Origin of the sequence: Phormidium sp. FACHB-1136 (assembly GCF_014697375.1) — a bacterium.
GTDB lineage: Bacteria > Cyanobacteriota > Cyanobacteriia > Phormidesmidales > Phormidesmidaceae > Nodosilinea.
This window is the reverse complement of the sequence record NZ_JACJRS010000034.1, coordinates 1-19842: the sequence shown is the minus strand read 5'-3', so window position 1 is coordinate 19842 and position 19842 is coordinate 1. Positions and strand designations below refer to the sequence as shown.

General features: G+C 57.6%; 24 protein-coding genes and 1 pseudogene. 19 read left to right on the top strand and 6 right to left on the bottom strand.

What is annotated here, in order from left to right; translation table 11 throughout:
- Nucleotides 1-23: 23 nt before the first annotated feature.
- Nucleotides 24-596: a hypothetical protein gene (locus H6G62_RS12120; RefSeq protein ID WP_190495422.1), complete on the bottom strand. Its 573-nt coding sequence runs from the start codon at nt 594-596 to the stop codon at nt 24-26.
- 233 nt (nt 597-829) lie between these two features.
- Between H6G62_RS12120 and H6G62_RS12115 the strand changes: the two genes are divergently transcribed.
- Nucleotides 830-1102: a hypothetical protein gene (locus H6G62_RS12115; protein ID WP_199324935.1), complete on the top strand. Its 273-nt coding sequence runs from the start codon at nt 830-832 to the stop codon at nt 1100-1102.
- A 310-nt stretch (nt 1103-1412) separates the two neighbouring features.
- The gene (locus tag H6G62_RS12110; RefSeq protein ID WP_190495420.1) at nt 1413-2129 is read left to right on the top strand and encodes a J domain-containing protein; all 717 of its coding nucleotides are present in this window, start codon (nt 1413-1415) and stop codon (nt 2127-2129) included.
- Nucleotides 2130-2144: 15 nt separating this feature from the next.
- Here H6G62_RS12110 and H6G62_RS12105 read toward each other — a convergent pair whose 3' ends face one another.
- On the bottom strand, nt 2145-3824 hold the full coding sequence (locus tag H6G62_RS12105; protein ID WP_190495419.1) for a radical SAM protein: 1680 nt from the start codon (nt 3822-3824) through the stop codon (nt 2145-2147).
- Nucleotides 3825-4090: 266 nt separating this feature from the next.
- Here H6G62_RS12105 and H6G62_RS12100 point away from each other — a divergent pair, with 266 nt between their 5' ends.
- From H6G62_RS12100 to lgt, 3 genes are all read left to right on the top strand, one after another.
- Entirely contained in the window at nt 4091-5056 is a 966-nt protein-coding gene (locus tag H6G62_RS12100; protein ID WP_190495417.1) for a tetratricopeptide repeat protein, read from the top strand.
- 9 nt (nt 5057-5065) lie between these two features.
- Nucleotides 5066-5188, top strand: a complete 123-nt coding sequence (locus tag H6G62_RS28330; RefSeq protein ID WP_277883022.1) for a hypothetical protein — start codon at nt 5066-5068, stop codon at nt 5186-5188.
- 562 nt (nt 5189-5750) lie between these two features.
- The gene (gene lgt, locus H6G62_RS12095) at nt 5751-6572 is read left to right on the top strand and encodes a prolipoprotein diacylglyceryl transferase (RefSeq protein ID WP_190495415.1); all 822 of its coding nucleotides are present in this window, start codon (nt 5751-5753) and stop codon (nt 6570-6572) included.
- On the opposite strand, the gene H6G62_RS12090 is transcribed toward lgt, so the two are convergent.
- The 4 genes from H6G62_RS12090 to H6G62_RS12075 all read right to left on the bottom strand — a co-directional run bounded on the left by H6G62_RS12090 (nt 6548) and on the right by H6G62_RS12075 (nt 9997).
- Nucleotides 6548-7030 carry a hypothetical protein gene (locus tag H6G62_RS12090; protein WP_190495413.1) on the bottom strand — a complete coding sequence of 161 codons (483 nt, stop codon included), beginning with the start codon at nt 7028-7030 and terminating at the stop codon, nt 6548-6550. The genes lgt and H6G62_RS12090 overlap by 25 nt on opposite strands.
- 41 nt (nt 7031-7071) lie before the next feature.
- Nucleotides 7072-7935 (bottom strand): type I methionyl aminopeptidase, encoded by an 864-nt coding sequence (map, locus tag H6G62_RS12085; protein ID WP_190495411.1) that lies wholly within the window; start codon nt 7933-7935, stop codon nt 7072-7074.
- 384 nt (nt 7936-8319) lie between these two features.
- The gene (locus H6G62_RS12080; RefSeq protein ID WP_190495409.1) at nt 8320-9102 is read right to left on the bottom strand and encodes an MBL fold metallo-hydrolase; all 783 of its coding nucleotides are present in this window, start codon (nt 9100-9102) and stop codon (nt 8320-8322) included.
- Between the two features lie 172 nt (nt 9103-9274).
- Nucleotides 9275-9997, bottom strand: a complete 723-nt coding sequence (locus H6G62_RS12075; RefSeq protein ID WP_190495406.1) for a tetratricopeptide repeat protein — start codon at nt 9995-9997, stop codon at nt 9275-9277.
- Between the two features lie 96 nt (nt 9998-10093).
- Here H6G62_RS12075 and H6G62_RS12070 point away from each other — a divergent pair, with 96 nt between their 5' ends.
- The 14 genes and pseudogenes from H6G62_RS12070 to H6G62_RS12005 form a co-directional block, all read left to right on the top strand.
- Nucleotides 10094-10300 (top strand): hypothetical protein, encoded by a 207-nt coding sequence (locus H6G62_RS12070; protein WP_199324934.1) that lies wholly within the window; start codon nt 10094-10096, stop codon nt 10298-10300.
- 144 nt (nt 10301-10444) lie between these two features.
- Nucleotides 10445-10903, top strand: coding sequence for a hypothetical protein (locus tag H6G62_RS12065; protein WP_190495404.1), 459 nt, complete (start codon nt 10445-10447; stop codon nt 10901-10903).
- A 219-nt stretch (nt 10904-11122) separates the two neighbouring features.
- Complete coding sequence (locus tag H6G62_RS12060) at nt 11123-11839, top strand: response regulator transcription factor (RefSeq protein WP_190495402.1); 717 nt, start codon at nt 11123-11125, stop codon at nt 11837-11839.
- Nucleotides 11840-11950: 111 nt separating this feature from the next.
- Nucleotides 11951-13339, top strand: coding sequence for a F0F1 ATP synthase subunit beta (gene atpD, locus H6G62_RS12055; RefSeq protein WP_190495399.1), 1389 nt, complete (start codon nt 11951-11953; stop codon nt 13337-13339).
- A gap of 355 nt (nt 13340-13694) precedes the next feature.
- Nucleotides 13695-14084, top strand: a complete 390-nt coding sequence (locus H6G62_RS12050) for a F0F1 ATP synthase subunit epsilon (RefSeq protein ID WP_190495397.1) — start codon at nt 13695-13697, stop codon at nt 14082-14084.
- Nucleotides 14081-14404, top strand: a complete 324-nt coding sequence (locus tag H6G62_RS12045; RefSeq protein WP_190495395.1) for an AtpZ/AtpI family protein — start codon at nt 14081-14083, stop codon at nt 14402-14404. Before H6G62_RS12050 ends, H6G62_RS12045 begins: the two co-directional genes overlap by 4 nt.
- Nucleotides 14405-14487: 83 nt before the next feature.
- Nucleotides 14488-15111 carry a type I restriction endonuclease subunit R gene (locus H6G62_RS12040; RefSeq protein ID WP_190495394.1) on the top strand — a complete coding sequence of 208 codons (624 nt, stop codon included), beginning with the start codon at nt 14488-14490 and terminating at the stop codon, nt 15109-15111.
- Nucleotides 15112-15143: 32 nt separating this feature from the next.
- Complete coding sequence (locus H6G62_RS12035) at nt 15144-15455, top strand: ATP synthase subunit I (RefSeq protein ID WP_190495392.1); 312 nt, start codon at nt 15144-15146, stop codon at nt 15453-15455.
- Between the two features lie 78 nt (nt 15456-15533).
- Nucleotides 15534-16238: a F0F1 ATP synthase subunit A gene (locus H6G62_RS12030; protein ID WP_190495390.1), complete on the top strand. Its 705-nt coding sequence runs from the start codon at nt 15534-15536 to the stop codon at nt 16236-16238.
- On the top strand, nt 16231-16500 hold the full coding sequence (locus H6G62_RS12025) for a F0F1 ATP synthase subunit C (RefSeq protein WP_190495389.1): 270 nt from the start codon (nt 16231-16233) through the stop codon (nt 16498-16500). Before H6G62_RS12030 ends, H6G62_RS12025 begins: the two co-directional genes overlap by 8 nt.
- A 2-nt stretch (nt 16501-16502) precedes the next feature.
- Complete coding sequence (locus H6G62_RS12020) at nt 16503-17330, top strand: F0F1 ATP synthase subunit B (RefSeq protein ID WP_190495387.1); 828 nt, start codon at nt 16503-16505, stop codon at nt 17328-17330.
- Nucleotides 17331-17340: 10 nt separating this feature from the next.
- Nucleotides 17341-18873 (top strand): alternate F1F0 ATPase, F1 subunit alpha, encoded by a 1533-nt coding sequence (locus H6G62_RS12015; RefSeq protein ID WP_190495385.1) that lies wholly within the window; start codon nt 17341-17343, stop codon nt 18871-18873.
- Nucleotides 18874-19097: 224 nt separating this feature from the next.
- On the top strand, nt 19098-19598 hold the full coding sequence (locus H6G62_RS12010; RefSeq protein ID WP_190495383.1) for a helix-turn-helix domain-containing protein: 501 nt from the start codon (nt 19098-19100) through the stop codon (nt 19596-19598).
- Nucleotides 19598-19842, top strand: a pseudogene (locus tag H6G62_RS12005) (hypothetical protein); the annotation flags it as partial. The gene H6G62_RS12010 and the pseudogene H6G62_RS12005, both read left to right, overlap by 1 nt.

Sequence of the window (19842 nt, the reverse complement as noted above, 5' to 3'; positions counted from 1 at the left end):
ATGGCGCATGGAGAACCCCTCACCTAAACCTGCCCCCCCGGACACACCGTAGACCACTGATCTAGGTTGGCCCGCGAGGAAATCATGCCCGCTAGTTCGCCCCGGTAGGCAATCAGTCTAGCCCGATCCGGTGAATCGGGGGCAATTAACTCCACCAGGCGATCCACCGATGCCGCCGCACAGGCCCAATCCTGAGCCGCCACAGCAGAGGCCACCGTGGTTTCTAGGCGGGCAATTTCGGCCCGTTTGGCGGCTTCGGCCCGCTGAATGGCAATGTAGTTTTCCATGTTGCGAATGGCGGCCAGGGCATAGCGGTCCCCTGGCCGCTCCGCCAAAGCCCGACGAAAATTAATCAGCGCCGTGTGGTAATCCCGCTGTTCTGCCGCCCCATAGCCCGCCAGCATAGCGGTTGTGTAGCGCTGGGCAGCGGTTTGCTTCGTTCCAGCCAGGGTCGCATCGGTCGGTTTAGCGTTGGCCAGGACAGAGGCTTCTGTCGCCAGCCCCACCGTCGCAAAACCTCCCAGCCCCCACACCAGGCCCACCCCACCCAGCAGGAGACCTACCCGCTGTCGATTCAGTTGTTGTAGCCTAGTCATCGGCAACCTCCCCGGTCAACCACGCTTAACGATGCCCTGGGCTAAACCCACGACCGTCTAGGGTAGCGAATTTTTGCCCTTGTGTTACGCCTTTGGTGTGATGCCTTCGGTGTTGTCTTCCGGTAGCCATCGAGTAGCCATGTCGCACCCCGTTGCAACGGCTTGTATCATTTCTGTTGCCTAGACAGCCCAGGTGGGCATTGTATAAATAACAACATCTTTTAGGTCGTGCCATGACTTCCCCCGCCTCTCCAACCCCTCCCCTCCCTCCTCCCTCCCCCGATGCGCCCTGCACCGCCAATTCTGCCCTGGCTCCCGGCAACTGCCCCATCACTCACCTCGTCAGCCAAGTGCTAGAAGAACGCTACATTACCCAAGTCCAGTACCAAAACCTCTCCGCCCTAGTGCTGGCCGATGGCACCGTGGATGAAGTCGAACGTCAGCAAATTAACCGCCTATTTGATGCTATTCAAACCGGTCGCGTCAAAATTCGGGCCGCGCAGTAAGGCATCGTTAGCGCTATGGAGTCCTCTTCGCGGCGGCGTTCTTGCCAGGTCGTAGGAATAGCCTGGTCTATCTACCCTGGTAAATACCAAACCCGAATTAGATAACCCCGGTTCCCGGCCCAGCAAACCCTAGGGGCGAGGTCTCCTCGCCCACTGATACCGGGGGCAAACGAGCCGGATTTAGTATAAATGGGTGCGTCATTTTTCCCGAAAGTTGGCAGAATAGGGGCGACCTAAACTAGACTCCTCGTTATTCTGCGCTCCCTAGGACGGCATTCAGACTCCGGAGCGATTACCAAAGGAAGACTCCATGGCGGCGGCACACTACTATCGAATTTTGGGCCTGCGTACTGGGGCCGATTTTGAGGCTGTGAAGTTGGCCTACCGCAACCTGGCGCGGCTGTATCACCCTGATGTAAATCCGGGGGATCACCTGGCGAAGGAAAAGTTTGTCCAAATTACCCAGGCTTACCAGGCCATTGTCGATGATCTGCCTGCTGGGGTGTCGAAGGTGAGTTCTCGCCCCACGGCCCCACCAGAAGCCGCGACCGTGACCGCCAAGCCTGCCCCGTCTAAGCCCCCGGCGTCAAGTCGTAGAGCGTCTCCTCGGTCAGCTTCGCCGCCCTCACCGAAAATCGGGACATCGCAGACCCATCAGCCCCCCGCCCAGCCCCCAATGCAGCCGTCCCCCGGCGGGTCTGAAACCGACCAAGACCTGAAGCAGAACAGCTTTAGGCAGCTTCAGGAGCTTTTTCGCAGTCAGCGCTATCCTAGGGCGGTGGCCTTGGTGGAGGGGCTGGCCCATCGGTTTCCCAACGATCCAGAAATTCGCCAGTGGCACGCCATCACCTACTATCGCTGGGGGCAGATGGCCATCAGCGACGGCAACTTGACCAAGGCTTCGGCCTGCCTGAAAAAGGCGGCGCGGTTGGATCCCCTTAACCTTTCTTTGCAGCAGTCCCTTCAGCAGGAGTGGCAGCGGTTGGCCGATTTAAATCAGCGTCCGGTGGTTGGGGGGCGTCGTTAGAGCCAACCAACCGGGCTAGGCCACAGGCTGGGGAACGGCCATTATGGCCTGCGCTTCGGCCAAGTGTTTAACCAGGGTGGCCTTGGGGAGTGGGCCTTGCAGGTGATCCCAGGGTAGGGGTTGGTCGGGGGGCCAGGTGTCGTGGACGTAGAAATCCAGCGGTGGAAGCTGGCCTTTCATGTCCTTAAACGCCCGCTTGTAACTACCGAGGGAGTCGCCGTAGTGGCGCACCTGTTCTAAAAGCGGGGTAAGGCGGCGATCTCCCCTGGAAATGAGGGCTTGGATGACCGACCAGTTGTAGCTTTCGGGCCGAAAGTCTGCGCCGATTTTGCCGAGTTGCTTTTGCAGAAACTTCAGCCGTTTTTCCGCCTCGCGGTTGATGCCGTACCACTGGAAGGGGGTGTGGGCCTTGGGTACAAAGGTGCTGCATCCCAGGGTGAGGCGCAGGCCGGGGGCCGCTTTTTTGAGGCGCTGCATCATGGTGGCGGTTTGCTCCAAATCCTCCATCGCTTCGCCGGGAATGCCCGCCATGCCGTAGAGCTTGAGGGCACTCAGCCCCCCGGCCTTGGCGTTGACGGCGGCGGCTTCGATGTCCTCGGTGGCCAGCTTTTTGTTGACGATCTGGCGCACCCGTTCCGAGCCGCTTTCCACCGCAATGGTGACGGATCGGGTGCCGTGGCGGGTGAGGGTTTCCGCCAGCTTGGGGTTGACGGTATTCGTCCGCACCGAGGCAATGCTGAGCCGGACATGGTCAAACTGGGGCTGGTTGAGGTAGTCCAGCAGGGTTTCAAATTCCGGGTGCTGGGTCACAGACGCGCCCAGCAAACCCAGGCGATCCGTCACCGCTAGGCCGCGTTCGATGGCAGGGATCAGCGATCCTTCCAGACTGGCGGTGCGAAAGGGCAAGGTGAGGTAGCTAGCGAGGCAAAAGCGGCACATTTCCGGGCAGCTTCGCACCACTTCCACCATAAAGATATTTTCCCAGGCAGCTAGGGGCGTCACCACCGTGGAGGTAGACAGCACGTTGCCCCGGTAGGTTTGCTTTTGCACTTGGGCGGGGATGCCGTCGTCGATGGGTTCAATCGCCACCATTGGCCCGGTGGGGTCGGCGTAAACCGGACGATACAGGGCGGGCACATACACCCCCGGCATTTGGGCGAGGTGGCGTAGCGTTTCGGCACGGGAAGCGGTTTTGAGAGTCACGATCTGGTCAAGGAAATCATCCAGCAGAGTTTCGCCATCCCCCAGCAAAATCACGTCAAAAAAGGCGGCGAAGGGTTCGGGATTAGCTGTCAATACCGGGCCACCGCCAAACACGAGGGGATGCGCCTCACCCCGATCTTCAGCATGGGTGGGGACATGGAGATTTTCCAAATGGGACAGGACATTGACGTAGTCCAACTCCCAGGACATCGAAAACCCCACCACCTCAGGCCGAGCGGGCAGGGATTCCTGATGATCCGTAAACAGACGGCTCACGGCCACATCGGCACGACGAGCTAGGGTGGCCCACACCACCTGATAGCCCAGGCTGGTGATGCCGACGCTGTAGGTATTCGGGAAGGCAAAAATGACCGATAACGCCGATTCCGTAGCGGGGGTCGGGTCAAATAGCAGCGTTTCGTCTAGGAAGGGAGAATCAGCCACGGGATTGGGAAAAGTAACACCATGTTGCCATGTTCCATCGTAGGTCATGGGGATAAACAGCGGGTTCAGAGGGTTGCAGAACCCCATGCCCCCGCCAAATCTTGATGTCAGCGTTCCATAACCGAAAAATTGCCCAGGGATGACGATTCAAAATCGTGTTGTTAGCATATGTGGTTACACGGTTTTCACGGATGGTTTTGCAAAGTTAGGATAAAGTCATCGTCACTACCCCTATCCACCGTGGGTATTTACGGTGGGCTAGGGGAAGCGCATCGACCGACCGCCTGCCTCCGCAGCATTGCTGTGTTCGACCTATGCAATCCCCCCCTAAGCCTCGCCCCACCCTGCTCCTATCCATGGAGGAAGACACCCTCCATATCCCCCATCCCGCTGCTACGGTTCCCCTGGTGGCGGAGGCGGATCGACCTCGGTTAGCGGCATTGGCGGATCAAGCCCTGAGGCAGGGGCTCACCCATTTCCGGCAGGGCCGATACCCCGTTGCCCTAGAGCAGTTCCACCATGCCCTCTCCAACTATCAGCAGGCCGCCGATCAGCCCAACACGGCCAAGGTGCTGATGGTGTTGTCTAGCGCCTACTATCGCCTCGCCGACTACCTCTGGGCCGCCGACTATGGCCGTCAATGTTTGCTCCTAGCTCAGAAAATTCAGCATCAGCCCTTGCAGCAACAGGTTTTAGAGCACTTGGGCAACAGCTACCGACACCTCGGTAACCTGCAAGCCGCCCTCGACCACATGGGCAAAAGTCTGCAACTGGCCAAGGAATTACATGATTCCCAGGCCGAAATGCGCGCCCTCAACAACCTGGCCATGATCTACCGCGTCAAGGGTCTCAATCGCCAAGCCGCCACCCTCTACGAAGCCAGTTGGCTGATGGCGAAGACCTTAGGGGACACCACCGTACAACTTCAAGTGCTGCAAAACCTGGGCAACACCTACCACACTCTGCACCACTACGCCCAGGCCATCGAGTGCTATGAGAAATTCCTCCAACTGAATGAAGCCACCCCTACCGCCGTGGCCAGCCACCAAACCACACGACGCATCCTCACCCAATTGACCCGTGCCAGCCTCGCCATTCACGACTACAGCCGAGCCATCATCTACCTTCAGCGCCATCTAGCCCTTGCCTGTACCCTCGGCGATTCCAAGGGGGCCACAGCCCTGATTGACGATCTGAGCCAGTGCTACCTTGCCCTCAACCAAGTGCGAGCCTTCCAAGTCCCAGACCCGATGATTTCGGATTCGATGGTGAGTGTGTAGTCCCTAGATGTGTTCATTCACGGCCCCAAAACCGCCACCAGTCGAGCCAACCGCCAAGTGGCCATCTGCGACAGCCAGGGCGGCTTTGTGGCCCGCTATCGGCCCGAGGTGGGCGGCTTTGCGCGGAATTAGGGGTTGATTGTCGATTTCAATCAGCCTCCTAATGGCAACTCGCACAAAAAACTGACAGAATGCCACAGAAGGGATGAAAACCGGGTGAAAGAGAGGAACACAACTTATCGATGGCTTGGTGCAAGCTCTATTAGCGCTATCCTCTGAGGATCAGCAGCTTATTCTTCAGCGCTTCCAGGAGGAAAAGACCCGGTATGAAATTCAGGTGCCCATTGATGACGGGTAGCTTAGGCGATGGTGCTGGCTACATAGAAGGGGCTGGCATTGGCCAATTCAAGGTTGAAGTGCAACACCTGCTCAAATCCGCTTGCAGCCATGGATCTAAGACTAAGCCTATGAAGGAGACCTATAGCCTGCTGTGCTGCGCTGTACCGTGTTCCTGGTTGTGGTCATGACCGCGAAGGCTGACAGCGGCTCTGAGACAGAGTGTTGCACTTCAGATTTGAATCTGCGATTTATAAAATGCTGCGCTCTCAATCCAATTGACGCCGTTGTCAAACAAAAGCCTAGCCCTTTTATCTGATTGACTTATCACCCATTTTCCCATTTTCCCAATTTCTCCATGTATCCTCCCGTTTCTCCGATTATTTTTGAACTTGGTTCCTTTGCCCTACGCTGGTATGGGCTATTGATGTTGATGGCCATTTTGTCTGCTGCAACGGTGGCCAGTCGCTATGTGGCCCGCCAGGGAGAAGACCCCGATAACCTGTGGGATATGTTGTTCTGGATTTTAATTCCAGGCTTCATTGGAGCGCGGTTGTACTACGTGTTCATTCAGTCTCCACGGGGGCCAGAGGGATTGGGCTACTATCTAGCGAATCCCGGAAAAATTTTGCAGGTATGGGGCGGCGGCATTCACATTTTTGGTGGATTTATCTTTGGGGCCATTGCGCTATTCCTATTTAGTCGTATTCGCAAGCTTAATCCGCTACCTTACTTAGACGGCATTGCTTTAGGCTTACCCCTAGCTCAGGCCATTGGTCGCTGGGGAAATTTCATCAACCAAGAACTCTACGGCCCCCCGACGACTTTGCCCTGGGGTCTTCGCATTGACGTTCAGCACCGCATTCCCCCCTATAACAACATTGCCCAGTATCCCAATTCGACTCGGTTCCATCCTCTATTTTTGTATGAATCGGTTTGGAATGTAGTGGGATTTGCCCTTTTAGTTTGGATTGCCCGCAAGTTTGAAAAGCAACTGAAACCCGGAGACTTGGCGTTGGGCTATCTCATTTGGTATCCCCTCGGTCGATTTTTTATCGAATTCCTCCGCACGGATTCCTGGTTTTTCCCCGGTACGCCCTTTAATGTGGTGCATATTTTGTCGGCGGCAGCGATGGCGGTAGCGGGATTTGTCCTCTATCGACGACACCGCCAAACCTGATATGGCAGTCCTAATTTTCGCCAGCGCAACCATCCACCGATACCCAGCATGGCGCTTACCATGGCTAGACTGCCGTATCGCCCCTGTTGGGCGTAGCGTTCACTGGCCCGGTCTGCAATGCGGTGGGGATTGGCGGCATCCACCGTGAGGGGGACGGTGTAACCATCGGTGTAGCAAGACTGGGGATTGGCGGTTGGCAACTGGGTCGTCCAGGGTTCGCCGTTGACCTCGTAGCGGAAAATGGGTTGACAGGTCTGCCCACCGCCCTCGCGTCGAATATGGGAGTCTAAGACGATGGCCTCCACTGTCATTGGATCCGCGAAATTCATGACCCGCAGGTGCCTAGAGGTCACCTCGTGGGCCAGAACCAACGCCAACAACACTAAGCCCGCAGACAGCAGTACCTTGTCCGGCGGGGAGTGGGAATGCCTCGGTGGCCCTGGCGATGCTCCAGGCATAGGGTTATCAGGGTTCTCGACCGTGTGTTGGATCTGATCTGTTAGGCCAACCGCAGGGCGGGGGAGACCTCGATGGCGGTGCGGTCGGTGAGGATTTCGTGGCCCGTTTCGCTGACCAGGACGGTGTGTTCAAACTGGGCAGAGAGGGATCGATCCACCGTCACCACTGTCCACTGATCCTTGAGGGTACGGGTTTGTTTCGATCCGGCGTTGAGGATGGGTTCGATGGCTAGGGTCATACCTGGGCGCAGGGTCATATTCGGCAGTTGGCGGGTGCGGAAGTTGAACACCGAGGGCGCTTCGTGCAGGTTGCGGCCCACTCCGTGCCCGGTGAAGTCTTCTACCACGCTAAAGCCGTAGCTGTTGACGCAATCTTCGACGGCTCCGGCGATGTCCAACAAGGTATTACCGGGTTTCACTTGGCCTATCCCGGCATAGAGGGCGGCTTCGGCGGCTTCCATCAAACGGCGGGCCTTGGGGGCAACTTCCCCCACCGCAATGGTGATGCAGGAGTCGCCGTGGAAGCCGTTGTAGTAGGCTCCGGTGTCCACTTTCAGCAGGTCGCCCCGACGAATGATGTGGCGTTTGCGGGGAATGCCGTGTACCACTTCATCGTTAATGCAGGCACAAATGGAGGCCGGAAACCCGTGGTAGCCCTTAAAACTGGGCGTGGCTCCCATCTCGCGAATGCGTTTTTCGGCGTGGGCATCCAGGTCAGCGGTGGACATCTCCGGTTCCGCCATCGCCTCAATTTCCTTTAGCACCGTGGCCACAATCCGGGCCGACTGGCGCATCATCTCAATCTCCGCCGCCGACTTCAACTCCACCCCCCGCACCCGACGGCTGCGCTTGGGTAGGGTAGGGGCGGATCCATGACCAGGAATTAGCTTTGCCAAAAAGTTCATAGCGGGAGAGGAGGTGGGGAATAGGAAATCGGGAGTAGGGGCTAGATTCGGTCGAAAACAGTCTTTCTACCCTGACTTAGCCCACCCTGCGGGAAGCAAGCTACACCCTAAATTTCTCTGCCAAGCTGGGCTACTGCTTGTACATATCCTGTTCTCATGCCGTCACGCCTGGGAGATCCCCCCAAATCCCCCTTGGAAAGGGGGACTGTGAATCCGGTTCCCCCCTTTTTAAGGGGGGCTAGGGGGGATCGATTCCCTATATCGTCTACGTCAAGGACCTATGTGTACACAGTAGCCTCTCTGGGAGAGGGGTTGGGGGTGAGGGCCAGGGAAGCCGACTGGCTAGGAAGTTTTCTGAACCCTTGGGCGACGTTTCAACCTTTTCTAGTTTAAGGGCACGGCAGCAGAACGCAGATCCAGGTTGAGCGTTTGACCCACCTGGGGTTGTAGAACCTGGGTGGCCAAGCCCTTGGCTTTTAGGGCCGATTGCAATGCCTCAGCTCCGCCAATCGCCTTCAGAAGGGAGATCAGGAAGCCGCTGTACTGCACTTCTCCGGCATCGGCGGTGGGCAAAATTATCTGGGGTTGCAGCCAGTCCGTCAGTTCTAGGGCACCCTTTTGGCCGCGAATGATGGGGCCAACCAAGGGCAGGGCTAAATCCAGCACCGGGGTAATCACCACATCAATAGGGCCTTCGTTTTTGAGGCTGGGGGCATGGAAACCGTGGGGTTCGTAGAACAGGGAGTGACCCGTGGCCGCATCCCGCAGGATGTAGCCATTTTCTACGGTGGTGGGGCCAATGGGGGAACCGGGGACGGCTTGAATGGTGACACTATCCGCCAAGGTAAACCGCTCTCCGTGGGCAAGGGCCGTCACCTGGGTAAAGCCGAGGGATTGGGCGACTTTGGCGGCACTGGCGGAACCAACGACGGGAATGGCCTTATCCAGCGCCTTTAGCGTCGGTGGATGGGCGTGATCCTCTAGACCCTGGCTGAGCAAAATGAGGTCAACCTTGTCCGGCAAAGATCGCGGCTGGGGATGGTCTCCCTTAAATAGCCAAGCCTGCTGACCAAACACCAACTCTCCCACCAGCCAGGGGTCGATGAGAATGCGCCGACCGCCCAATTCAATCAGCCAGGAGTTGCTATCTAGCCAGGTTGCTTCCATTGCCGTTGCCCCGGTTCAAAGTGTTTATTCAAAGCTTGCTCTAATTGTAAACGAATATTAAGAACCTGAGAGTCGAGACAGGTAGGGGCGCACGGGTTGGGGTCGATAGGGGCGCATCGTCGCACATCCATGCGGGGAATTGGCATCCGCTTGGGTCTGAACCCTGAACCCTTTAACCTGTTGGGTAGTGGCGATTCGCCCTGCCCAAGGCCAAAGCCTCCAGATGGTGCTTAATGGCCAGATCCCAACGGCCACAGGTGCGGCAGAGTTTTGCCATCAGCCGCCGTACCCTGGCCTCGAACCAAGCTCCCTCAAAGACGGCTTCCAGGGATTGGCCGATATCCAGTGCCCCTTCATAGCAGGCCAGGGCATACCAGTATTGGTCTTGGGCTTGGTAAGCTCGCCCCAGGTCAACCAGCGCCAGTGCCTCACCTACCTCGTCGCGCAGCTCATGGCGGATGGCTAAGACCTGTTCGATATGCTGAACCGCGAGGGCGTAGTGCCCTTGGTAGACATGGATTTGGCCCAGTAGGTGCAGCGCCGCCGCATAGTGTGTTTGCCCGTAAACGGTGGTCGATCCCTCTGCGTTGGCAAGGCAATACACGGCAATCTCAGCCCAACGCTGTGCAGCCCCATAGCGATGACGTTGCAGCATCATGGATCCCAGGTGGCAGCAGGTTTGCCCCAAGCCCGCTAGGTCATGGGCGGCCCGAAACTCGGCAATCGCGCTTTTGTAGCAGGCCATGGCCTGGGGCCACTGCTCTAGTTGCCAATACAGCAGCCCTTCGATGCAATGGGCCTGGGCGGTTTGGGGTGGTTTGGCGGCACGTTGTCGATCGACCATAATCAGGGTGAGGGTGGCAACGAGGCAATGGAAATATAGCTGAACGCTCATGGCACAACAATGGAATGGGGGCATCCTGACCTATTGCCAGTGCTACAAAACCTATTCACCCGCTGTGGGTAAGATTCCCGACCCATACAACGGGAGTTGTGGGAATCGGCTTGGAATCAGCGTCAGATTCAGGTGTATGACCTGCCCCCCAATCGGCTGCAACTCGATAGCACCCGCGTCAGTGCGGATTGGACGGTCAGTGAGGTCGGGCTGTTTCAGGATGGCCATCGCCCAGACCATCGCCCAGACCATCGCCCAGACCATCGCCCAGACCATCGCCCGACCTACCCCAAAGGAAGCTGATGCTGGCGATGCTAGGACTGGGTCATTGATGCTGTGGATGGACGCTTTTGGCCTGGGGAAGCACCTACAGTACTGATGACCTGTTTTGCCATCATCGTTATAATTAGAGGCTAAGTACGCAAGTACCGTTTTAGGAGCCTAGCTATGGTGCGGGTCTGGGGATGGGTTGTGGTTTTGGGGGTATTGGGTGGGATGGGCTGTAGTGCGAAGCAGGAGACTCTGCCGCCGCGCACATTTAATTTGTATCAAAACTGGTCTTTGCAGCCCGGTGATAAGCTGGCGGGCTACGAGGTTCACAGCGGTTTGGGGGATGTGGCCATTGACCTAGGCGGCAACCGTTTGTATATGCCCTTTGATGGCCAGGTGCAGCAAGCGGCGGGAAACGAAGATCGCTGTCTGGTGGTCTCCAGCCCCGATGTGCCCGCTTATCTGTTTCGGCTGTGCGGTGTTACTCAAGGACAAATTGGGGATCGCCGCCGAGGGGAAGTGATTGGGCGAGGATCGATTGTGGCCTTTGCGGCCATGCGTCGCCAAGCCGATGGTACCTGGGCCATGGTAGAACCCGCCAAGGATTTAATCGCCCAGTTTCTCAACGAACCCTAGGTATGGGGGGTGGCGTTATGTCGTTTTGTTGCGAACTTTGGGGTTACGCTACGCCAAAGTTTAATTTCAACAACAACTCCCCCCCGCCTTTCCCATTCTCCCTTAGGCTAAAGGGGTATGAGCCGTAGGATCAGGGCTGGGGGGTAACCGTGGCAATTGTCCAGGGTGCCGGGTACCTTGGGGCTTGGCTGGGTTCATCGGTAAACTGGGTATTAGACCATGCCGTTAACGGTTTTACTAGCCGAAGATGATGAGGGCACCCGTCTCTCCATTTGTGACTACCTAGAGCTGGAGGGCTACTCGGTGGTGTTGGCGAGTGATGGCGAAATGGCGCTGCAACAGGTCTTCGACTATCAGCCCCAGCTCATCATCACCGATATTGGAATGCCCCATCTGGATGGCTATTCGCTGATTCAAAAGGTGAGACAACATCCCGCCTTTCGGCTGTTGCCTGTGATTTTTTTGACGGCCCACAACGCCATGCAGGATCGCATCCGGGGCTACCAGGTGGGCTGCGATGCCTATCTACCCAAGCCCTTTGACCTGCAAGAAATTGGGGCGATTGTGCGAAATTTGCTGGAGCGATCCCAGTTAATTCAGTCCGCCTGGATTCAGCAGGTGGCGCTGCAAACTGCCCAGCAGCGGGCCATGCAGGCCGCAGGGCAAACCTGGGAACGCGACGGCCCAGCGGGAACCATGGCCCCACCGCCGCCCCCCTATATGCCCCCGCCGGATTTAGGCCCAGACCTCACCCCCCGCGAACAGGATGTGCTGATTTTGCTCTCCGATGGGCTCTCCAATGCCCAGATTGGGGATCGCCTCTTCCTCAGCCCGCGCACTGTGGAAAAGTACGTCAGCAGTCTCCTCCGCAAAACTGACACCAGCAACCGCTCCGAACTCCTCCGTTTCGCCATCAGCCATCACCTAGTCAGCTAGGACATCTCCTTACGATATGCGAAGATCCCAGGGTTCTTCGACCCAGGGGCTAGGATCGGGAGAACATACCGAGGGAGAACCCTGGGATCTAGACCTGGGAGGTGCATAACCATGGCCAATGCTGTTGAGACCCAACTGAACACTGGAACCGTGGTTTCGGTGCGGGGCAGTGTGGTGGATGTACGGTTTCCTCGGCACCTGCCCAGTTTTCTCAACCAGCTCAATGCTGGAGAAGAGGGCCAGGTGATTATCGAAGTAGTGGCCCACTTAAACGCGGAGGTGGTGCGCGGCATTGCCCTCACCCCTACGTCCGGTCTGGGGCGAGGGGCGACCGTGGTGGATCAGGGCCATCCCTTGCAGGTGCCCGTGGGGCCATCGCTGCTGGGCCGCATGTTTAACGTGTTTGGCGCACCCGTGGATCAGCAAGCGCCGCCCACCGATGTGACCTGGCGATCCATTCACCAGCAGGCGGTGCCCCTGGTGCGGCAGTCCACCGAGTCGGAAATTTTGGAGACAGGCATCAAGGTTATCGACGTGCTGGCCCCCATTGAGCGGGGCGGCAAGGCGGGCCTATTTGGCGGGGCCGGGGTGGGCAAAACGGTGCTGATCACCGAGATGATCCACAACATGGTGAGCCAGCACCAGGGCATCAGCCTATTTTGCGGCATTGGCGAACGCAACCGGGAGGCGGAGGAACTCTACCGCGAAATGCAGGCGGCGGGGGTGCTAGACCACACGGTGATGCTGTTTGGCCAGATGAACGAACCTCCGGGGGCGCGGTTTCGGGTGGGCCATGCGGCGCTGACCATGGCGGAATATTTCCGGGACGAGGCCCATCAGGATGTGCTGCTGCTGATCGACAACATCTTCCGCTTCATCCAGGCGGGGCAGGAGGTGTCGGGATTGATGGGGGAACTGCCCTCGCGGGTGGGCTATCAACCGACCCTGGCCACGGAACTCGCCGCCCTACAAGAGCGCATCTCCAGCACCACCACCGGGGCGATCACCTCCGTCCAGGCGGTTTACGTGCCCGCCGATGACTTTACCGATCCCGCCGCTGTCCACACCTTCGGCCACCTGTCCGCCTCCATTGTGCTGTCGCGTAAGCGGGCCAGCGAGGGCTTTTACCCAGCGGTAGATCCCCTGCGGTCTAGCTCCAAAATGCTGATGCCCGCTATCGCCGGACAGCGCCACTACGAAATCGCCCTGGCCGTGCGCCAAACCCTCGCCACCTACGAAGAACTCAAAGATATGATCGCCATGCTGGGGATGGCGGAACTGTCGGCGACGGATCGCCAAATCGTCTACCGTGCCCGACGGCTAGAGCGCTTCCTCACCCAGCCCTTTTTCTCCACCGAGCAATTTACTAGCAAACCCGGTCGCATGGTGCATCTAGAAGCGGCCCTCGACGGCTGCGACCAAATCCTCAACGATGCCTTTGCCGATGCCCCCGAAAGTGTCCTCTATATGATCGGAGACATCACGGAGGCGAAGCCATGACCTACGCTAACGTAGCGGTCTCGGATTCAATGCCCCCACGTCTAACCTCAGCGGATTGCGAAAGCGCTCTTTTGTCACAGTCTGGCCCTCACCCTAAATCCCTCTCCCCAAGGACTACTGTGCATACACATCTTGTTTTTATGCCGCAAGTCCTTGGAGATCCCCCTAAATCCCCCTTAAAAAGGGGGACTTTGACTCCGGTTCCCCCCTTGCTAAGGGGGGCTAGGGGGGATCGATACCCGATATCGTCTACGTCAAGGGCTTATGTGTACAACGCAGCCCTAAGGGAGAGAGACGTTACAAGCCATTTCTATCTCCCCTCTCCCCGTGGGAGAGGGGCTGGGGGTGAGGGCTAATGCACCTAATCCTGATGCAGCCCACAGAAATTTTGGTGGATCAACCCATCGCCAAGCTCACTGCCGAGGGCCACAACGGCGAATTTTGTCTGCTGCCCAACCATGTCGATATCGTAGCGGCCCTGGTGCCCAGCATCCTTGCCTTTGAGCTGGAGAGCGGTGAAGAGGTGCTGTGGGCCGTGGATGAAGGGCTGTTGGTCAAACAAGGCTCCACGGTACGGGTGGCCGTGCGCCATGGTGTACCGGGTGATTCCCTCGAAACCCTGCAACAGGCTGTCCGGCAGCGATTTCAAATCCTGGAAGAACGGGAAGCCCAGGCCCGCAGTCGGCTCTCCAAACTAGAATCCAGCTTCTTGCGCGAATTCATCGACCTCGGAGGCACCCCATGAGTCCCCATCCCCCGCCCCATTCTTCGCCCAACTCCGACCGTCCAGACCGTGACGCCTTTGAAAAACAAGTCCGGGATAAATCCCAGCGTCGGGCGCAGGCTCGGCGGGAGGGAGATCGCAGCCTATGGGCCAGCTTGGGACTGGTGGGCATGGTGGGCTGGTCGGTGATGGTGCCCCTGCTGCTGGGCATTGCCCTCGGTCGCTGGATTGACCATCGCTGGCCCAGCCCCTATTCTTGGACGCTGATGCTGCTATTTGTCGGAGTTGCCCTCGGCTGCTGGAACGCCTGGTACTGGATTCAAAAAGAGCAAGAACCGTAGAGCCCTAACCCGAAGACTCACCTAAAACTCCACACCTGAAATTCCACACCTAGAATAAAATCACGCCGATTCTGTAAGATTCGATGACTCAATCCCTTGCCATTACCGACTATATTGACAGTCTTGCAGAAGCGGAGACCCGGTTTGGTCTATCTTACCGATCCGATCCAGGTTTTTTTGTGGAATGGCGAACAGAATTTCCTCCGCTCACAACCGCCGAACAGCAGCGGCTCGATCTCATCAAACAACGCTATCTCTATCATCGGCAGTTCGGTCATTTACTCGAAGGCGGCGTGAATTTTATTGTGGTTGCTCCACTCCTGGAGCTTGCAGGCTTCTACGATGCGCCCTTCCGATTACGCTCTGAAGCATCCATTCGCATCGAACTTGAGGATGACGACGATAAAATCTACCAAGGCCGCATTGATAGCTTAATTGTGCAGGAAAAGCTGTGGATTGTTTTGGTAGAAGCAAAACGTCCCTCCTTTAGTATTGATGTTGCGCTGCCCCAAGCCTTGGCCTACATGGTGGCTAATCCGGCTCCAGAATCACCCACCTTTGGGATGGTCAGCAACGGAGCTTATTCCATGTTTTTGAAACTGTATGGTCAACAGTATGAATTTTCTGATGACTTTTCCTTGAATCGTCAACAGAATGAACTCCATCGTGTTTTGCAAATTCTGAATCATCTGAAGACCCTGAGCTAAACCAAATATTAATTTTAGTAATGAGGAGCACCATGGACTTTTCTATTAACACCTTACTGGCTGATTTCGCTGTTTTTCCTGTTGGTTTTGTCCTAGGGCTTTTGTACTTCAGTTGCCTATGGTTCACCGTGCAGCGCATGGCTACCAGTCGGCATCCCATCTTGCTGATGGTGGGCAGTAGTTTGGCGCGAATTGTCTTAGCCCTGCTGGGATTTTATCTGCTGGTTGGGGGCCACTGGGAACGGCTGTTGATCGCCATGGTGGGCTTTCTGATGGCCCGCACCCTACTGGTGGCCCGCTGGCGACCCCAGGCCGCCCTAGGCGATTGGGGCGAGGAGGATTGACCGTAACCTCGCTTAACACTTAGCCAACCGAAAGAAGGGCATGGGCGATACTGAAACTAATGCCCTGAGCCGTGGCCCATGGAAATCAGCCCTGACAGCCTTATTTATTTCGAGCGATTACCCCTGGTGATCAACGCCACCCTAGTGTTTACCTGGTTTACCATGGCGCTGCTAGTGGTGGGGGCGGCGGTGGTGACCCGACGGTTGACGGTGGTGCCGCCGTTGCCCACCTGGCAAAACCTACTGGAAATGGTGGTGGAGGGCATCTACGACCAAATTCGGGACATTACCCAACAGGATCCAGAGCCCTACTTTGATTTTGTGGGCACCTTGTTTTTGTTCATCGTTACCTCCAATGTGCTGGCGGCGGTGCCGGGATATCAAGCCCCCACGGGGTCGCTGTCTACCACCACGGCCTTAGCAATCTGTGTGTTTGTAGCGGTGCCTGTTTACGGTATTCGTAGTCAGGGTCTAGGTCGCTATCTAAAAAGTTACCTAGAGCCCACGCCGATTATGTTGCCCTTTCAAATTGTTGGAGAATTTTCCCGTACCTTGGCCCTAGCGGTGCGGCTCTTTGGCAACATTATGAGCGGCAATTTGTTGGTGGCTATTTTGCTATCCTTAGTGCCCCTGTTCGTGCCCGTGGTGATGCAGATTTTGGGGCTTGTGTTTGGCCTCATCCAAGCCTACGTGTTTGCGGTATTGGCCTTGGTCTATTTGGCATCGGCCACCGCTGTTCAGCAAGGCCATTCCCGTTCTACCCAGGAGATATCCCATGACTGATCTCGCGTTAATTGGAGCAGTATCCATCGCCACGGCAGGAATCACCATCGCCATTGGAGCCATTGGCCCCGCCATTGGGGAGGGGATGGCGGTAGCCCGCGCCCTGGGAGCCATTGCCCAGCAGCCCGATAAAACCAATACCATCACCCGCACCCTGTTTGTGGGCTTGGCCATGGTAGAATCCACCGCCATTTACTGCCTGGTGGTATCGATGATTTTGCTGTTTGTGAATCCGTTCTGGAACTACTTTTTGGGGAACTAACGGTGTTAATTAACGGGTTCACAGTGTTTGCCCAAATTGTCAACTTTCTCATCCTAGTAGCGCTACTGCGCTGGGTGCTCTACAAGCCGATTTTTAAGGTATTAAATCAGCGGCAAAAGGGGCTAGAGGAACGCTGGCAAGGGGCAGAACAGCTTCAGACGGAGGCCCAACAGGCGCTTTTGGCCTATCAACAGCAGCAGCAGGATTTGGCAGACCAGCGGCAGACCCTACTGGCGGCGGCGCGGGCCGAGGCGGAACAGGAACGACAGCGGCAGATCATCCAAATTCGCCAGGAGGCCGCTGACCAACGGGCCGATTGGCAGGCGGATCTGCACCAAGCCCAGCAGGCCTTTTTGCTCAACCTGCGCCAACAGGTGATGCAGCAAACCACAGCCATTGCCCGTCGAGCCTTGGCAGACCTGGCCAATGCGGATTTAGAGCGGCAAATGGTGGCGGTGTTTTGCGACCATCTGCGCCACCTGCCCGCCGATCAGCACCAAACCCTGGCCCAATCTCTGGCTGAACCCATAGCAGTACGCAGCAGCTTTGGCCTCTCCGCCGACCTCCAACAGCAGGTAATCGACACCCTCCAGGCCACCTTTGGCCAGGTTCCCCCGGTGGAGTTCGCCACCGTTCCCGACCTGATCTGCGGCATTGAACTACGACTGGCAGGGCAGGAGATCGTCTGGAGCCTCGACACCTACCTCACCACCCTAGAACAACACCTTGCCGCCGCCCTCACCCAAACAGACCTAGCCGAGAAGCCCCTCACCAACCCAGGACTCACGACAGAAGATCCCTCCCAACCCCCAATAACCAATAACCAATAACCCATCCCCCATGACCACCACCCAGTCCATCCAATCCACCTGCACCAACGCTCAGACCATCTTTGATCAAGTCTTGGCCGACTATCACCCTAGCCTCACCCTGCGGGAAACGGGACAGGTGCAGTCGGTGCGTCCCGGCATTGCCCGTGTAACGGGGTTGCCGGGGGTGCGGGCCGATGAACTGGTGAGTTTTCCCGGTGCGGGGCCAGGGCAACCGCCGCTGTTGGGCATTGCCTTTAATTTGGATCCCGATGAAGTGGGGGTGATTTTGCTGGGCGACAGCCCCGACCTCCAGGCGGGGGATACGGTCTACCGCACCGAGCGGGTGATGGATGTGCCCGTGGGGGAGGGGCTGCTGGGGCGGGTGGTAACGGTGATGGGCGAACCCCTAGATGGCCGAGGCCCGTTGAATTTGGCCGAACGGCATCCGGTGGAACGGGAGGCTCCCGCTATTCTTGACCGGGCTCCGGTGACGGTGCCCCTGCAAACCGGGCTAAAGGTGGTGGATGCGCTGATTCCCATCGGGCGGGGCCAGCGGGAACTCATCATCGGCGACCGCCAAACCGGGAAAACCGCCATCGCCATCGACACCATCCTCAACCAGCGGGACACGGGGGTGATCTGCATCTACTGCGCCATTGGCCAGCGATCCGCCGCCATCGCCAAGGTAATCGCCACCCTGCGAGACCAGGGGGCCATGGACTACACCATCGTCGTCGTTGCCGCCGGACAGGATCCCCTCGGTCTGCAATACATCACCCCCTACGGAGCCACCACCATGGGGGAATACTTCATGGCCCAGGGCCGCGATGTGTTGGTCATCTACGACGACCTCACCCACCACGCCCGCACCTACCGGGAACTCTCTCTGCTACTGCGCCGCCCCCCCGGTCGGGAAGCCTATCCCGGCGACATTTTCTACCTCCACTCTCGCCTACTAGAACGGGCCACCCACCTCAGCCCAGACCTCGGCGGTGGCTCCCTCACCGCCCTGCCGATCATCGAAACCCAGGCCCAAAACCTCTCGGCCTACATTCCCACCAACCTGATTTCCATCACCGATGGCCAGATTTACCTGTCCCCGGAACTGTTCCAAAAAAGCATCTTCCCCGCCGTGGATGTGGGCAAATCTGTGTCTCGCGTGGGCGGCAAAACCCAACTGCCCGCCTACCAATCCGTAGCCGGAGACCTGCGCCTCGCCTACGCCCAATTCCAAGAGGTGGAAGTCTTCGCCCGCTTTGGCACCCAGCTCGATGACCAAACCCGCCGCACCCTAGAACGGGGCCGCCGCATCCGGGCCGTCCTCAAACAGCGCCAGTCTCAACCCCTGGCCGCCGCCGAACAGATTGCCATCCTCTTTGCCGTCACCAGCGGCCTCCTGGATGCCGTCCCCCTCGACCAGATCGACGAGGCCCAACAACGCCTTGCCGCCGCCATCGCTCAGGATCTCCCCGACCTCTGGGCCACCATCCACCGAAGCCAACCCCTCACCCCCACCGACCTCGAAACCCTCACCACCACCCTCTCCCAATTCCTCATATGACCGCTGAATGATGATCGTGTGGTGACTATCCATCGTCTACGATCCACTCCTCTCCTTGCCCATTTGGATACATCTCAATTTTGAACGTTCAATTATACTAAATCCGGCTTACTTACCCCCGGTATCAGCGGACGAGAAGACCTTGCTTCTACCGTTTGCGGGGTAATACAAATCCGACATGAAGTTGAGCATAATAGGGGATGACGTTCGAGAGGGTAGAGAGGATGGCCCGCCCCTTCGTGATTGAGGTGGCTGAAAGCGAAACCTTTCTGGAGAAAAGCCTGAAGCAGGCGAAAACGGGATTTCGCAAAGAGCGGTTGCAGATGCTGTGGTGGATCAAAACCAACCAAATCCGGTATCGGCAGGAGATAGGTGAGCGGTTGGGACGCAGCCCAGCGACGATTAGCCGCTGGCTGTCGTTGTACCGTCAAGGGGGCTTAGCCACTCTGCTGGAGGAAAAGAAAGCGCCCGGAGCGGTGCCCCAGATTCGGGGAGAGGTGCTGGAGAAATTGAAGCACCGTCTCGCGTCGGAAGAGGGCTTTCGCAGTTATGGGGCGATTGTGGACTGGTTGGAGCAGGAGTGTGGTCTGACGGTGCACTACGAGACGGTGCGGAAATTGGTGAGCCATAAACTGCAAGCCAAACTCAAGGTGCCCCGTCCCCGGAGCGTAAAGCCGTCTCCAGAGGCGATAGCGACGTTTAAAAAAACCTCAGTCTCGCCCTGATGGCCCTGCAATCGATGCTGAACCTGCCCACGATTCGGTATCTGGTGCAGGACGAAAGCCGGATTGGGCGCAAAACCGAGACGGGTCGAGTGATTACCGCCAAGGGCGTCAAGCCCATTGCCAAGGTAGATTGGCCCCGGGAAGCCTTCTGGCTCTATGGGGTGGTTGACCCGGTCAGTGGATGGCACTGGAGCCAAACCCACCCCCATCTAAATCAGACCCATTTCCAGCAATTCCTCGATGA